This is a genomic window from Bradyrhizobium sp. WYCCWR15520, from assembly GCF_056174665.1.
In genome coordinates this window covers 281,747-295,115 of sequence record NZ_JBWBWM010000002.1, presented here as the reverse complement: position 1 = coordinate 295,115, position 13,369 = coordinate 281,747, and the positions used below count along the sequence as shown (strand labels likewise).

At 61.7% G+C, this 13,369-nt stretch carries 13 protein-coding genes; 1 reads left to right on the top strand and 12 read right to left on the bottom strand.

Features of this window, described 5'->3' with window-relative positions:
* Positions 1 to 14 precede the first annotated feature (14 nt).
* The 11 genes from AC0QUY_RS03365 to AC0QUY_RS03315 all read right to left on the bottom strand — a co-directional run bounded on the left by AC0QUY_RS03365 (position 15) and on the right by AC0QUY_RS03315 (position 10,727).
* Positions 15 to 782, bottom strand: coding sequence for a 3-hydroxybutyrate dehydrogenase (locus AC0QUY_RS03365; protein ID WP_475385752.1), 768 nt, complete (start codon positions 780 to 782; stop codon positions 15 to 17).
* Positions 783 to 825: 43 nt separating this feature from the next.
* The gene (locus tag AC0QUY_RS03360) at positions 826 to 2,010 is read right to left on the bottom strand and encodes a DUF3734 domain-containing protein (protein WP_475385751.1); all 1,185 of its coding nucleotides are present in this window, start codon (positions 2,008 to 2,010) and stop codon (positions 826 to 828) included.
* A 32-nt stretch (positions 2,011 to 2,042) separates the two neighbouring features.
* Positions 2,043 to 2,843, bottom strand: a complete 801-nt coding sequence (locus AC0QUY_RS03355) for an acetoacetate decarboxylase (protein ID WP_475385750.1) — start codon at positions 2,841 to 2,843, stop codon at positions 2,043 to 2,045.
* Between the two features lie 41 nt (positions 2,844 to 2,884).
* Positions 2,885 to 3,532 carry an NAD(P)-dependent oxidoreductase gene (locus AC0QUY_RS03350; RefSeq protein ID WP_475385749.1) on the bottom strand — a complete coding sequence of 216 codons (648 nt, stop codon included), beginning with the start codon at positions 3,530 to 3,532 and terminating at the stop codon, positions 2,885 to 2,887.
* On the bottom strand, positions 3,532 to 3,693 hold the full coding sequence (locus tag AC0QUY_RS03345; protein WP_475385748.1) for a hypothetical protein: 162 nt from the start codon (positions 3,691 to 3,693) through the stop codon (positions 3,532 to 3,534). Before AC0QUY_RS03345 ends, AC0QUY_RS03350 begins: the two co-directional genes overlap by 1 nt.
* 109 nt (positions 3,694 to 3,802) lie before the next feature.
* A complete protein-coding gene (locus AC0QUY_RS03340) occupies positions 3,803 to 4,735 on the bottom strand; it encodes an MBL fold metallo-hydrolase (protein ID WP_161856129.1) in 933 nt (310 codons plus the stop codon).
* 93 nt (positions 4,736 to 4,828) lie between these two features.
* Complete coding sequence (locus AC0QUY_RS03335) at positions 4,829 to 6,034, bottom strand: NAD(P)/FAD-dependent oxidoreductase (RefSeq protein WP_475385747.1); 1,206 nt, start codon at positions 6,032 to 6,034, stop codon at positions 4,829 to 4,831.
* A 526-nt stretch (positions 6,035 to 6,560) separates the two neighbouring features.
* Positions 6,561 to 7,511 carry a helix-turn-helix domain-containing protein gene (locus tag AC0QUY_RS03330; protein ID WP_161856854.1) on the bottom strand — a complete coding sequence of 317 codons (951 nt, stop codon included), beginning with the start codon at positions 7,509 to 7,511 and terminating at the stop codon, positions 6,561 to 6,563.
* Between the two features lie 347 nt (positions 7,512 to 7,858).
* Entirely contained in the window at positions 7,859 to 9,595 is a 1,737-nt protein-coding gene (locus AC0QUY_RS03325; RefSeq protein WP_475385746.1) for an ATP-binding protein, read from the bottom strand.
* A complete protein-coding gene (locus AC0QUY_RS03320) occupies positions 9,588 to 10,025 on the bottom strand; it encodes a response regulator transcription factor (RefSeq protein WP_475385745.1) in 438 nt (145 codons plus the stop codon). The genes AC0QUY_RS03325 and AC0QUY_RS03320 overlap by 8 nt, the downstream gene beginning before the upstream one ends.
* Positions 10,026 to 10,076: 51 nt before the next feature.
* Positions 10,077 to 10,727: a response regulator transcription factor gene (locus AC0QUY_RS03315; protein ID WP_475385804.1), complete on the bottom strand. Its 651-nt coding sequence runs from the start codon at positions 10,725 to 10,727 to the stop codon at positions 10,077 to 10,079.
* A 436-nt stretch (positions 10,728 to 11,163) separates the two neighbouring features.
* Here AC0QUY_RS03315 and AC0QUY_RS03310 point away from each other — a divergent pair, with 436 nt between their 5' ends.
* On the top strand, positions 11,164 to 12,096 hold the full coding sequence (locus AC0QUY_RS03310) for a helix-turn-helix domain-containing protein (RefSeq protein WP_475385803.1): 933 nt from the start codon (positions 11,164 to 11,166) through the stop codon (positions 12,094 to 12,096).
* 29 nt (positions 12,097 to 12,125) lie between these two features.
* Here AC0QUY_RS03310 and AC0QUY_RS03305 read toward each other — a convergent pair whose 3' ends face one another.
* Entirely contained in the window at positions 12,126 to 13,049 is a 924-nt protein-coding gene (locus AC0QUY_RS03305; protein WP_475385744.1) for a catalase family peroxidase, read from the bottom strand.
* Between the last annotated feature and the right edge of the window lie 320 nt (positions 13,050 to 13,369).

The following is a 13,369-nucleotide window of genomic DNA, read 5'->3' as shown; positions in this document are numbered from 1 at the left end:
TGCTCTCCCCCTGGCTAGCGTGCGGTCCAGCCGCCGTCGACGGAGATTGCGGTGCCAGTAATCTGGTCTGCCGCGCCGGAGCACAGGAATGCGACGGTGCCGCCAAGCTGCTCCGGCGAGGCAAAATCAAGAGACGGTTGCTTCTCGGACAACAGCTCCTGGCTGATACCGCGCTCTGCTGCGATGTCGCTGATCTGCCTTTCCACCAGCGGCGTTCGCACCCAGCCGGGGCAGACCGCATTGCAGGTGACGCCGCTCCCGGCCGTCTCCAGCCCGACCACCTTGGTCAGGCCGACCATCCCGTGCTTGGCTGCGACGTAGGCCGCCTTGTGCGTCGAAGCAACGAGGCCGTGCGCGGAGGCGATGTTGACGATCCGTCCCCAGCGCTGCTTCTTCATCTGCGGCACTGCTGCAGCAATGCCGTGGAACGCAGCCGACAGGTTGATTGCCAGAATTGCATCCCACTTGGCAGCCGGGAATTCATCCACCGGCGCGGTGAACTGGATGCCGGCATTGTTGACGAGGATATCGAGGCGGCCGAATTTCTCGATTGTCCTGGCAATCAACTCGCGCACCGCGTCGCCCTTTGACATGTCGGCGCCGTCGTAGACGACGCGCACGCCATGGTCGCGTTCAATCCCGCTGCGGATCCGTTCGATCTCGCCCGCGTCGCCAAAACCGTTCAACACCAGATCGGCGCCGGCCTTCGCCAGCTCCTTTGCGATCCCGAGGCCGATGCCGCTGGTCGATCCGGTGACGATCGCTACCTTACCCTTCAACATGGGAATTCCTTTCGATGCCTGAGAAATGAAGTCCGTCGCGCGCTCAATCGCGGCGATGGACATCGTGGGTGACGATTCCGAGCTCTTGGGGCGGCGGATCCAGGCGCCGCGGATCGGCCAGCGTGCGGCGGATGTCCTCGAGCCCGCTCTGCCAATGTGCCCGCATCGCGCTCAATCCAAACTCGTAGTCCCTCGAATGGCCCTCATGGAGCTTGGTCTGATAGATCAGGTGAACGATGTTGTAGGAGCGGTGGCGGGCCATATCCGCAATGGCGCGGATTTCCGGCTTCGCCTTGGCGCTCGCCGGCAGCTCCTCCATCGTCCGCTGCAAAGCCTGGCGCATCTTTTGCATTTTCAGCACCTGGTCGGTAACGGCGCGTGTGCGGCTTGAATACTGGATGTCCTTCTGCCGGCTCGAGACGTCCATCATGTCGTAGGGCACGCGGCCCCTGGCCGACCAGAGATCGATCTGGAATGTCAGCGTGTCAGCGGGCTCGCCGGACAGTACGCGGGAGAGGGGCGTGTTCGAAACCACGCCGCCATCCCAATAGTGTTCGCCTTCAATTTCGACGGCGGGGAATCCCGGTGGCAGCGCGCCGGAAGCCACAAAATGTTTCGGCCCCAGCCGGCGCTCGGCGGTGTCGAAATAGGTCAAGTTACCGGTGCGGACATTGACCGCACCGACGCTGACGCGCACTTCGCCCGAGTTCAACCGGTCGAAGTCGACGAGCCGTTCCAGGGTCTGGAGCAGTGGCGCCGTGTCGTAGAAGCTGGTCGCGGCGTCGCCCGAGAATGGCGACCAGATCGGCGACGGGAAGCGCGGCTTGAAGAAGCCGGGCTGGCCCTGGACCAGGGCCCTCGTCGCCGCCATCGCGTTGCGCACGGAGTTGATATCGAACGCAAAGGGCAGGGCATTGGCCAGCCCTTCGCCGGCGGGCCACTCGATCGAAAAGGCGCAGATGGTCTCCCAGAATTCGCGGAGCCGCGCGACGCGCTCGTTTTCAGGCGAACCCGCGATGATGGCGGCGTTGAGCGCGCCGATCGAGATGCCGGCCAGCCAGTTTGGCCGGATGCCGGCCTCGTGCAGGCCCTCATAGACGCCCGCCTGGTAGGCGCCAAGCGCGCCGCCGCCTTGCAGCACCAGCGCGACGACATCATAAGGCAGCGTCTTGTTGTGCGGCTGCGGCTGTGGCACCGGACCAGTCTGCTCGCGTATTACATTCAGCATTGCCAATACTCCTTGCATTGCGACTGATCCGATCAGCCGGCATTCGCTTCGATCAGGATTTCGGATCCCGAGCCGCGCCGCAGCACCGCCACGTTCGGGGCCAGATAGTCGTGGACCACCGTGCCAAGCCCGAGCGTCAGGTCGGCAACAACGTGCTTCGCCGACAGCACTTGAAGGACCGGCAGTTCGGCGACGGGGGCCAGGGCGTGGGAGAAGAGATCCAAAGCGGCCGGTCCGGTCCAGGCGCCCTTCACGGTGATGTCTTCGAGATGGAAGCGCACCAGCTCGCAAATGCGCGGCGTGCCGTCGACATGCGGAATGATCTTGAGCAGGAAGTTGGGGGCGGCGAGCTTCCTGGCTTCGGCGACGCTGTCGAGCGCGCGGTGCTTGTAGCCCATGGTGCCGGTCGCAATCCGGACCGAACCGTAATTCAAGGTGCCCACCAGCGTGTCGGTCTCGACTGCCAGCTTCGGCTGCGCCAGCTTCTTGGGAAAGCCCCACAGCTCGCGCCCCCCGGCGATGGGCGGATGATCGTTGAGAAACATCTGATGGACGAAGCTGCCGCGCTCGCCCTGATAGGACACCGGAATGACCTGGCCGCTTTCGGTGTAGTCGCCGAAACCGGTGGAGTCAGGCATGCGGATGAATTCGTAGTTCACCACCGGCTCGGTGATCGCCAGCGGCTCCGGCACGATGCGGCGTAACGCTTCGAGATCGGTCCGGTACTGAATGATGAAGTATTCGCGGTTGACGAATCGATAGGGGCCGGCGGGAAAGGCCGGGTTTGTCAGCGGCATGGCGAACGCGCTCGCGCGCACAGTCTCGTGTTTCATCGAGGTCGAGCTCCAAAAGGGGTTTTGGGGTGAGCGCAAACCTAGTTGCGCACCGTGATGGCCTTCTTGTATGTCGCGGGGTCATCGAGGATCTTGACCATGTACTCGGCGACGTCCGCGCGGGCGGCTGTTGAGGTGATGTGCCAGCGCAGATCGGTCCCGGTCTTCAGGTTTCCGCGAGCACGCTTGAATGTCAGCGTTGCCGGTCGAACGATCGTCCAATCGCAGTCACTCTCCCGAACAGCTGCCTCCTGCTTCTCCTTGTCTGCCATCACCTCCTTGAGTGCGAGTTTGACTAGGAAGCCTGCGCCGAAACTCCCGGTGTGGTAGCTCTCACCGACACTCACCGAACTCTCAACGATGAGGCGGCCCCGGCCTGGAGGCATAGCGGCCAGAATGTTCTTGGTTCCCACCGAGCAAACCGGGACGCCAGGCTGGCGTCGACCCCGATCTCCTTTCGCCTGAGGTACCGCCCCCAACGTGCAGATGATCGCATCCGCCCCTTGGACCGCAGATGCCACCGAGGCTGGATCCATTGCATCGCCCTTGACGATTCTAAGATTCGGATGCGTCAAGGGCATGCGCTTTGGGTCACGGACGAAGGCAGTGACGACGTGACCCGCGGACAAGGCGGACTCAACGACGAGCCGTCCTGTCGACCCCGTTGCACCAAAGACAACGACCTTCATCACACCCTCCCGTCGCGCGGCTTCGAAGCGCGATCGCCGTGCGGAGCGGTTTGGTTTGCGAAGCCAGAAGCATATTTGCGCGGATACTCAGGTCGTACTCGGGTCATCACGCAGAAGGCGTAGCCGTTGAGCGGCGAGGCCCGCAGGGTCTCGTGTTTCATCGAGGTCGAACTCCTAAAGGATTTTTGGGTGAGCGGGCCGCGCTTCGGCGCTGCAAACGCGGCCCGTATCGGATGAAGCGCTTACTGCGCGCCCTGGTTCGGCCAGCGGTCAGTAGTCCCAGAAGACCGGCACCCAACGAAAGGCGTCGCCGTCGACGGCCACATGACCGACGGACGGGAACGGCAGGTGAGTGGCCACCAGCAGCCCACCGGTCTCAGCCAGTTCCCGCAAAAGACTGATACGAACGCGGGCCGACTCCTCGGGGTCGTGTTCGAAGCCGTTGTACCATTCGGGGTGTTCGAACCCGACCGCGAACACGAGGTCTCCGGCGAACGTCAGCCGGTCGCCGCCGGACGCCACGCGGACCACGCTGTGTCCGGGGGTGTGGCCGCCGGTGCGAGTAACGACCACCCCCGGCGCCACCTCGTACTCCTCCTCGAACGGCCGCAGCTGGCTGCGGTACTCTTTCACGAACCGCTTGGCTGTCGATCGAAGCGCGTCCGGGAATCCGGGTGGCATGGAGACGTGGGAGAAATCGGGCGCCTCCCAGAACTTGACCTCGGCGGCCGCCACGTGGATCCGCAGGTCCGGACGCAGCTGGTCCTTGACCCCGTCGACGAGCAGCCCGCCAATGTGGTCCATGTGCATGTGGGTCAGCACCACGTCGGTCACGGACGCAAGATCGATGCCGGCGGCCTCCAGTCGCTTGATCAACTGCCCGGCCCGCGGCAAGTGCAAGTCCGGGTCGAGCCCAAGCCCAGCATCGACGAGTATGGTTTGGCTGCCGCTTCGCACCACGACCACGTTCAGCGCCCAGTCGTAAGCGTCCGGCGGCAGGAACATGTCTTTCAGCCAGGCCGCGCGGACGGACGGGTCGATGTTGTGTGCCAGCATTGCGGTTGGAAGCGGTAGCACGCCATCGCTGACCACCAGCACGTCAATGTCGCCGACTCGCACCGCGTAGCGCGACGGAACCAACTCGTTGGGGCCCGGTGCACCGGGGTGTGAGGTGTTGTCTAGGCTCGTGTTTGTTAGGCTCATGTTTGTCTCCTTGCTTCATGGTAAAGGCTGCTGACTGGTGTCGTTGAGCAGGCCGCGCAGCCAGCGGAGCGCGGCCCGTATCGCGTGAGGCGTCTACACCTTGGTCACATTTTCCGGATCGGCCGACGCCAGCGCGGCGGCACGCTCGGCCTTCGGTGGATAGATCCACACGGTGTTGATCTCTTGCTTGGTCTTCTTGGCGACGTCGCCGACCATCTCCACTTTGCGGTCCCAGCCGCGCGTGAACAGCGCGCCGGCTTCGCCGAGGTCGAGACAGGTGACGTAGCCCTTCTGGTGGTACGGCTTGGTCGGCACGCCCAGCAGTTCGGCGGCGGCGTTGTTGCCGGCAAAGGCGCCCATGCGCGTCGCATGCTGGCACGACATCAGCGCGTAGTTGCCGATATCGTCGCAGGCGGCGCGCGCGGCATCGCCGGTGGCGAAGACGCCGGCGACCCCCGGCACGCGCAGCTCGCGGTCGACGAGCAGGCGGCCGAAATTGTCGCGCTCGGCGGGGATCTGCTGGGTCAATGGCGCGGCGCGCATGCCGGCCGCCCAGATCACGGTCTCGGTTTCGATGTGTTCACCGTTGGAAAGCGTCACGCCGGATTTGTCCAGCGAGGCGACGCCGGCGCCGAGCCGGGTCTCTACACCGACCTTGCGCAGGGCGTCCTCGATGACGGGGCGGGGGCCTTCGCCCATATCGGGGGCGATCGCACTGTTGCGGTCAACGATGATGACGCGCGGCGTGGCGTCCTTGCCGAAGATTTTGCGGAGTCGCGCAGGCATCTCCGTTGCTGCCTCGATGCCGGTGAAACCGCCGCCGGCAACGACGACGGTGTCGCGCCCGTTCATTGCCGGACGATCGGCAAGGCCTTGCAAATGCTTGTCGAGCGCGACTGCGTCCTCGAGCTGGTCGACGCTGAAGCCGTGCTCGGCAAGGCCGGGAATGTTTGGGCGGAACAGCCGGCTGCCGGTGGCGACGACCAGCCGGTCGTAGGACAGCGTCTTCCGCGTGCCCTTGGCAGTCGCGATCTGCACCACGCGGGCCTTGGCGTCGATCGTCTCGGCGCTGCCTTGCACGTAGTCGACATCGACGGCCTTGAGGACATCGAGGAGAGACGCCGTCAGGGTTTCCGGCTTCTGTTCATAGAGCCGCGGGCGGATCACCAGCGTCGGCTCCGGCGCGACCAGCGCGATCTCGAGCTCCTCGGGCGAAACGCCCTGGATGTCGCGCAGGCGGGCGGCGGAAAGTGCGGCGTACATGCCGGCGAAGCCGGCGCCTATGATAATGAGTCGCATGTGATTTACTCCTTGTGGTTTGGTTGACGACACGCGCGTCACCGCCGCCGCTCTCCGTGGCGGCAAGGCCTGTTGCGATCGACGACGACGCGAAGATGTGAAATGAAGTTCGCCGGGCTCCTATGGAGCGGGGCAGGTCAGCATTAAGGACGTCGGCACGGAGCCTTCACATGCCGCGCGGCAGATTCTGGGACCCAATGGCCAGCCACGCTGAAAGCTGATCGGCAGAGCGGGATTCGGAGGCGAGCCGTTGTAGAAGCGATCGTTGAGCATGATGGAACGCAAGGGGTTCGTAGCTTGAGTGGCTTGTGCCGGCGCTTCTTCGCCCATGGTTGAGGTGAAGCGAACGGTCAATGAAAGCCCGTATACAAGTGCGGTCGCAACGGCCCTCCGTCGTGGTGCGATTGAAAAACTCTTCCAGGCCATCGTTGGTCTCCTCCGTTGCTGACGTGGGCACCGTGATGTTTTACCGAACCAGACTTGTGACTGCCCCAGAGCGATTGCCGTACCTGTAGAGCGATTGCTGTTAACGCACACGCCTCCGCCAATCGCTCGGGGTCTCGCCGGTCAACTTCCTGAACGCCGCGGCGAAGGCGGTTTGGGATGAATAGCCAAGCGCCGCGGCGACTGACACGACGGACGCATCGGTGTCGCGCAGCATGTTCATGGCCTGCTCGAGCCGGTGCTGGCGCAGCCAGGCATGCGGCGAAAGCCCGGTGCTTTCCTTGAAGGCGCGGCAGAAGTGGAAGCGCGACAGGCCGGCATCCGAAGCGAGCGCCGCGAGCGAGACGTCGGCGTCACTGTCCGAGCGCAGGCGTTCGATGGAGCGGAGCAGGACCTTCGGCGACAGCCCACCCATGGTCGGCTGGAGCGGGGTTGGCGAGCCGGTGTGCGCAGCCAGGACGCGCGTGGCCAGGAGGTCTATCAGTTGATGCCTGAACAGCGTATCCAGGGGCCCATTGCCCTCCATGGCATCGGCCGCGCTCAAGAGCAATCGGGATGTAATGGGGTCGGGATGCGCCGTTCGCTCCAGGAGATCGGTTGGTGTGGCCGTGTCGGCTTCGCGGGCAACGCGCTCGAGCATTGTGTGCGGAAGATAGAGCTGAACGACATCAACAGGTTTCGGAATATCCCATCGGGAGCTCGATCCTTCCGGAATGATGATCACAACCCCGGGACGAAACGTTCCAATTGCAACCGATCTTCCTGACCGCCGCTCCATGCGCTGCATCTGACCGTTGTAAGCCATGATGACGTGATGGGTCATGGGTTCGACGACGTCGTGCAACGGTTCATGTTTCCAGTGGGCGATCCCGGCACCGGAGGAGTCTAAAGCCATATGAAATGGTGTGGTCCCAAGCACGCGTGCCATCTCCACATCAGCAGGACGCCCATCGGCAATCGGCACGTTGCTCTGGCGCGCCTCAGATGCTGGCGGATATTCCGGTGAAGGATCGCGCAAAATCGGTTTATTCATGGGCTGTACTCGCGTTGGGGACGTCAAGCGCTCACTCCGCGATACGCACTGGGCCAGAGAGGCGCTGGGCCCGTTGCTTCCGGTGTGCTCGCTATCGTGATGGCAAATGCCGCGCGACGGTATCGTGCAGCGAGCCTAGTGGCGCTGGTTTGCGGGATAGATCGACCTGTACTTTGGGATAGGGTGGACGCGGTGTCCGTATCGCGCTGATAAGCGCCATGAAGAGGAGCTCATTGAACAGGCCGAATGATGTCGACGACAGAAACGTGGAGCCAAATGCCGTCGACACAGTGATTCACTTCGAGAAGATTGCACGAGGTTTGGAGGCTCAATACGTGTGGTCGATCCTAGCAGTTCGAATTGATAGGAATTGTGAATTGAAACGACGCACCTTTTGGTAGGTTTGCGGCCGCCCACAATCGTCCTCCGTGATCCTCGACAATCGCACGGCAAATGGATAGTCCCATCCCCAGGCCGCTCGACTTCGTTGTATAAAATGTCTCGAAGGCTCGCTCGATATCGCCTTCTGATAGGCCCGGGCCGGAGTCTCGCACCGCAACGAGAACACAGTCAGCTTCAACCTGGGTGCTGATTTGTAATTCCCGACGGACGTCGCTCATCTGGCTCATCGCCTCGACTGCATTTACGATCAAGTTCAGCATCACCTGTTGAATCTGGACCCGACTGCCTTGAATAACAGGTAGACCCTCCGCCAGTTGAGTCCGCACTTGAACGCCGTTTTTCAACGCTTCGCCGCGCGTCAGTCCGATGACTTCCGAAATGGCGTCATTAATCTCCAAGCTGTCCTTTCGCGTTGGCTCCTTCCTAACCAACGCGTGCGTCCGGTCGACAACTTCAGTAACGCGCATGCCGTTCAGTACAGCGCGGTCTATTGCCTTTTTCGCCCTCTCAATATCTGGCTGCTGGCGAGTGAGGAAGCGCTGAGCGGTTTGGGTGTTCAGGAGCGCGGCCGTGATCGGCTGCTTGACCTCATGGGTAATAGACGCCGTAAGCTGGCCCAAAGTTGCCAGTCGATTAGCGTGGGCCAATTCCATCTGCATGTTGCGGAATCGCCGCTCGCTCTCACGCGCTTCTGCTTCTGCCCGCTTACGTTCGGTTAAATCGAGCACGAATGCGACACCCTGGCCCTCTGTCCCTTCAAGGCTCGCGACGCCGATCAACACTGGAATACGGCTGCCATCCTTCCGGATATACTCCTTTTCGAAGGGCTGCACGGCTCCCTTGGTCTTCAGCTCGGAGATCGTCAGCGCATCGCGATCGCGCCATTCAGGGGGCGTCATGTCCGCCCAGCTCACTCGACCGGACAGGAGATCGTGCTGATCATATCCAACTATGCGGAGAAACTCACTATTGGCATCAAGAATCTGACCCTCTACATTCCAGATGATGATGCCGATGATGTTGGCATCGACGAGGCGGCGAATTTTCGCCTCACGTTGTTCAATCTCGCGCTGCATGGTTGCAATGGATCTCAAGTCTGCCTGCAACACGTCGCGCCACTGCAACAGCAGTCTGAGATAGAGCTCGCTGTATCCGTTGCTTTTCGTATCGAGAGCACAAATCGTTCCAAATATCTCGCCATCGGGCCAGCTGATCGGCACGCCGAGGTAAGAGATCATGCCGAGTTTGATGTCAGGGTTTGACTTCCACGCCTCGTCTTGCAGAGCGTCTGGGACAATCAATGGTCGGCGGGTGTTCATTACAGTCTCACAATAGAGTCCGGTATTGAGACACGCGACTTCGTCCGGCTCGTAAGGATTTCCTTTGGATTCGCTGGAAACGAAGACTTTGATGTTTGGCGGCTCTACCCGCATGATCAAGGCGGAGGGAACATTTAGAATATCGGCCAGAAGATCTACGATCTCCTGCCATTTTCGCATGATTTCCGTGGGTACTTGCATACTGGGGAGCATGTCAGCCTCGACACTCATGTCCGTTGCGCGCAAGTCATCCGAACGTGATCCCACGCTTTCAGATGCGAAATCGGACAACTCCATCCCGGGCGGGGACGTGAAGGATTGCTCGCCGCCGCCCGTCACGGACTTGTGGACGGGACTAGCCATCAGAAGGCTTCTCCTGTCCGTCACTGTCAGGACTGGAGCCCACGAGCTTCAGGGCGGACTGCAGATGACGAAAGAGTGCGTCACTGCTTATCGGCTTGGTCAGGTATGCATAGGCCCCATCTCTCATGGCGCGAGATCGGGTCGTCGCATTCGGATCGGCAGTGATGACGATAGCCGGCATCAAGGATCCGATGCTTCGCAGATGCTGCAGCAGGTCGAGGCCGCTCCGGCCCGGCATGCTCACATCGGTAATCAGGCAATCGAAGCTGCCCGGGGCGTATTCCGCCATGAATGCCTCCGCTCGATCGAAAGTGCGACACGATAGATCCAGCGCCAATAAGAGATCGGAAAGGGCCTCTCGCACAGCTTCGTCGTCATCTATGATTGCGACGAGAGGTGCTTTGGACAAGCGGATGGTTTTCGCTGGCATGGCCCCACGACCATCTGCCCATTGCTGGCCAGCTTGTACCTATTCCTTGGTCTAGGATGATCTCTCCCCTCGAATCTCCGCAGGCAGGAGTTCCCAGATGCGAATGAGCTGACCAACCGACGTCGCCTGCATTTTCTTCGTGACGTTGCCGCGGTGCAGCTTGACGGTGACCTCGCTGATGCCGAGATCGAACGCGATCTGTTTGTTGAGGCGGCCCCTTGCTACTTCGCGCAGGATCTCGCGTTCGCGCGGTGTCAATTTCGCGTATCGGTCGACATGTTGCTTGATGTGCCGGGCCACTGTTCGCAGCGAAATGTCTTTCTCGATCGCCGCCGTAACCACATCAAGCAGCGTCTGATCTCTTACCGGCTTCGTCAGGAAGTCGACGGCTCCTGCCTTCATCGCCTGGACCGTCATGGCGATATCGCCATACCCGGTGAGGAAAATGATCGGTCGCATGTTGCCGTTCGAGGCGAGATGCCGCTGGAGATCGAGGCCGCTCGCTCCGGGCATACGAACGTCGAGAATCAGGCAGCCCGGGCGGTCCGGAAGGTCGGCGTGCAGCAATTCCTGCGTCGATCCAAAGCAGCACGCGTCGATTCCCACCGACAAAAGAAGATCTTGCAGCGCGGTGCGGACCTCGTCGTCATCGTCCACGATCAGGACGAGGGGTCGCTCCATATTGTCGGCAACTTTGCTCATGGGAATGCGGTGTGAGGGCGCTAGGGCAGATGAGCCGGCGAGTGCAGTGGTACCAAGCATGGCGTAGCCTCCTTCTGATCGCTTCTGCTCCGTAGTCTGCCGCGGTCCGTTTATTTGGGTTCGTGCGTTCCGGGCGTGTTCTAAACTCCGTACAAGTACGGCGTCTTTCCTAAAGCGGCCGTGCTTTGTCGGAACCTGCTCCAAGCTCGCGATTGTGATACCTAGACGCCCGGAACTCGGGACCGGAAATTTAAGTTGGGCAATCACGTTGAAATCGCTCAGAAAATCGTTCTGACGCGATCGGTCCGGTTGTTGTCACAACCGCTTCGCGTTTTGCGAGCAAACCTAGACGGTCGATCGCCGATAACAGATAATGGAACACGACCTCGGGGGGAACGAGATCCCCAGTCCAATTTCACCCATGAGACCGTTCCAGATGACACAGGCGGGCGCCTTCGGACAGAGGCTCGGGAAATTCCTGCACCTGAAGGATGCGCCGCCCTCGCTGGTCACGCGTTCACTGCGCGGCGTCGAGCTCGCGGCTACCGAAACGCGCGATGATAACCCCGTGCCAGGCATATCCGGCTCGTTCACCGCCGAGGATGCCTTTATCGTCAGCCTGAAACTTCACGATTACCCAGAGTGCGAGCTGTGGGAGAATGGCAAGTGCGTCATGAAGGCGGACGTCCCGGCAGGCGCAACATATTTGTACGACCTCAAGCGCGATCCGCGCTATGTGATCGACAAGCCGTTCCACTCTATGTTCTTCTATCTTCCGCGCTCGGCGCTCGACGGCCTCACCGAACAGTCCCGCACGCCGCGCGTTGGTGAACTCACCTGTGAACTTGGGGTGGGCCATGACGATGCGATCGTCCGTCATATCGGTGCGTCGCTTCAGGCCGGGCTGCGTCGGCCCGAGGAAACCAACCAGCTTTTCATCGATCACATGATGCTCGCGCTGACCGCACATGTCGCCCAAGCCTATGGCGGACATCGGCCCGTCGCCGGATCGACCCGCGGCGGTCTTGCACCGTGGCAAGCGAGGCAGGCCTGCGAAAGGCTCGAGGCCGACCTCGGCGGAAAGCTTTCATTACAACAAATCGCGGCCGAGTTTGGCCTCTCGGTCAGCCATTTTTCACGCGCATTTCGAACCTCCACCGGCCTGCCGCCGCATCAATGGCTGCTTCGCCAGCGCGTGAAGACAGCCAAGCAGCTGATGACTGTCCGCGATCTGCCGCTCTCGGAAATTGCGATCTCGGCCGGGTTCGCCAATCAAAGCCATTTTACGCGGGTGTTTTCGGCCGTGGTCGGCGTCAGTCCAGGGGTTTGGCGCCGAGATGCGCAGGACATCCCGGAAAGCGAGACCTGATCCAACATTACGCCGGCCGCCTCGTCCGTTCATCGGCGCTTCGCCAGTGAAATGACGTAGGCGGCGCGGCGCGCCGCAAAGATCTCGTCCGGTGGATGCCCGATGCCTTCGGCGAGATTTGCCGGATCGAAGACGGACGCGTCGCACGCGTCATCCGCCTCAACACCCGTGATGACGATCGTTCCCAGCCGCACCGTGTCGCGACTGTCCTCATCCGGCCATCGGACGGTCACGTCCATGGTGGGATCGCCGGGACGGTCGAGCAGCGCCATCACATTGAACCGGACATCACCTGCAGCGATCCGGCTTTCGAGCTCGTCATGCAGGAAGTCGGCAGGCTTTGCTCTTGCTTCCTCGTCGGTCAGCGTGACGTCTTCGCCCACCGGAACGGCCTTGAACTTGATGAACCGCGTCTCACCCTTTGCATTCGTCGCTGGAAAAGCGTGCACACCCCAATAGGTCGTGGCCACAAAACTCGCCGGCAGCGGATGGGCGGCGATGTAGTTCGCCTGATGCAGCGTTTCGGGATTGGCGGCGGAGAATGCCATGATGTTCGCCATATCCGGCTTGCCGTTCGTCCCCACCATGCGCGCCATGAGGAAAGCCAACATCTGATCGGGCGTCCTCGCAAAATGTACCGGTACGCTCTGCAGGAGAATGTTCGAGCGATGGTCTTCGTCACCGAGCCTGAAGCTGAAGCCGCGCGGCACGAATTCGTTGGTATCGGCCACGTGCGGATCGCTACCGCCCACCGAAAAGCGCGCCAGCACGCGCGATGGCCTGGTGAAGCTGCGGGATTTCGTAATCTCTTTCGCCCGGTCCGAGGCGGCATAGGTGCCGCGAACGCACCGGCCTTTGGCAAAGCTCGCGCGCGCCTTCGGATCGCTGGCTACCCCTTTCAGGGCGTCGACGATTGAGGCGGGCGTGGCGGCGCCGGTTGGGAACTCGGACATACTGAAATCTTGAGCGTGAGCGTTCGGTGTGCGTTTTGGCGCCGGACAGAACCGGTGTCTTCCTCAAAACGATCAGGCCTTGTCCGATCCTGCTGCCGGCTGCCCATCCACGAGGCACCATGCGCCCGGCTACCAGGCAGCGAACCGGTCTCTCCGCCCACGGGCTAATTCACCCTAGACCAGGAGATTAGAAATACGAGCCTCCCGTAGGGTAGCCCGGACGACGCCACGCGACGCATCCTTGGCGCAATCTCGTCAATGGAAGTGGGAGAGAGAGATGCGCGCAAGCGAGCGGCGACAGGGAGCGGCGAGGCCGGTTC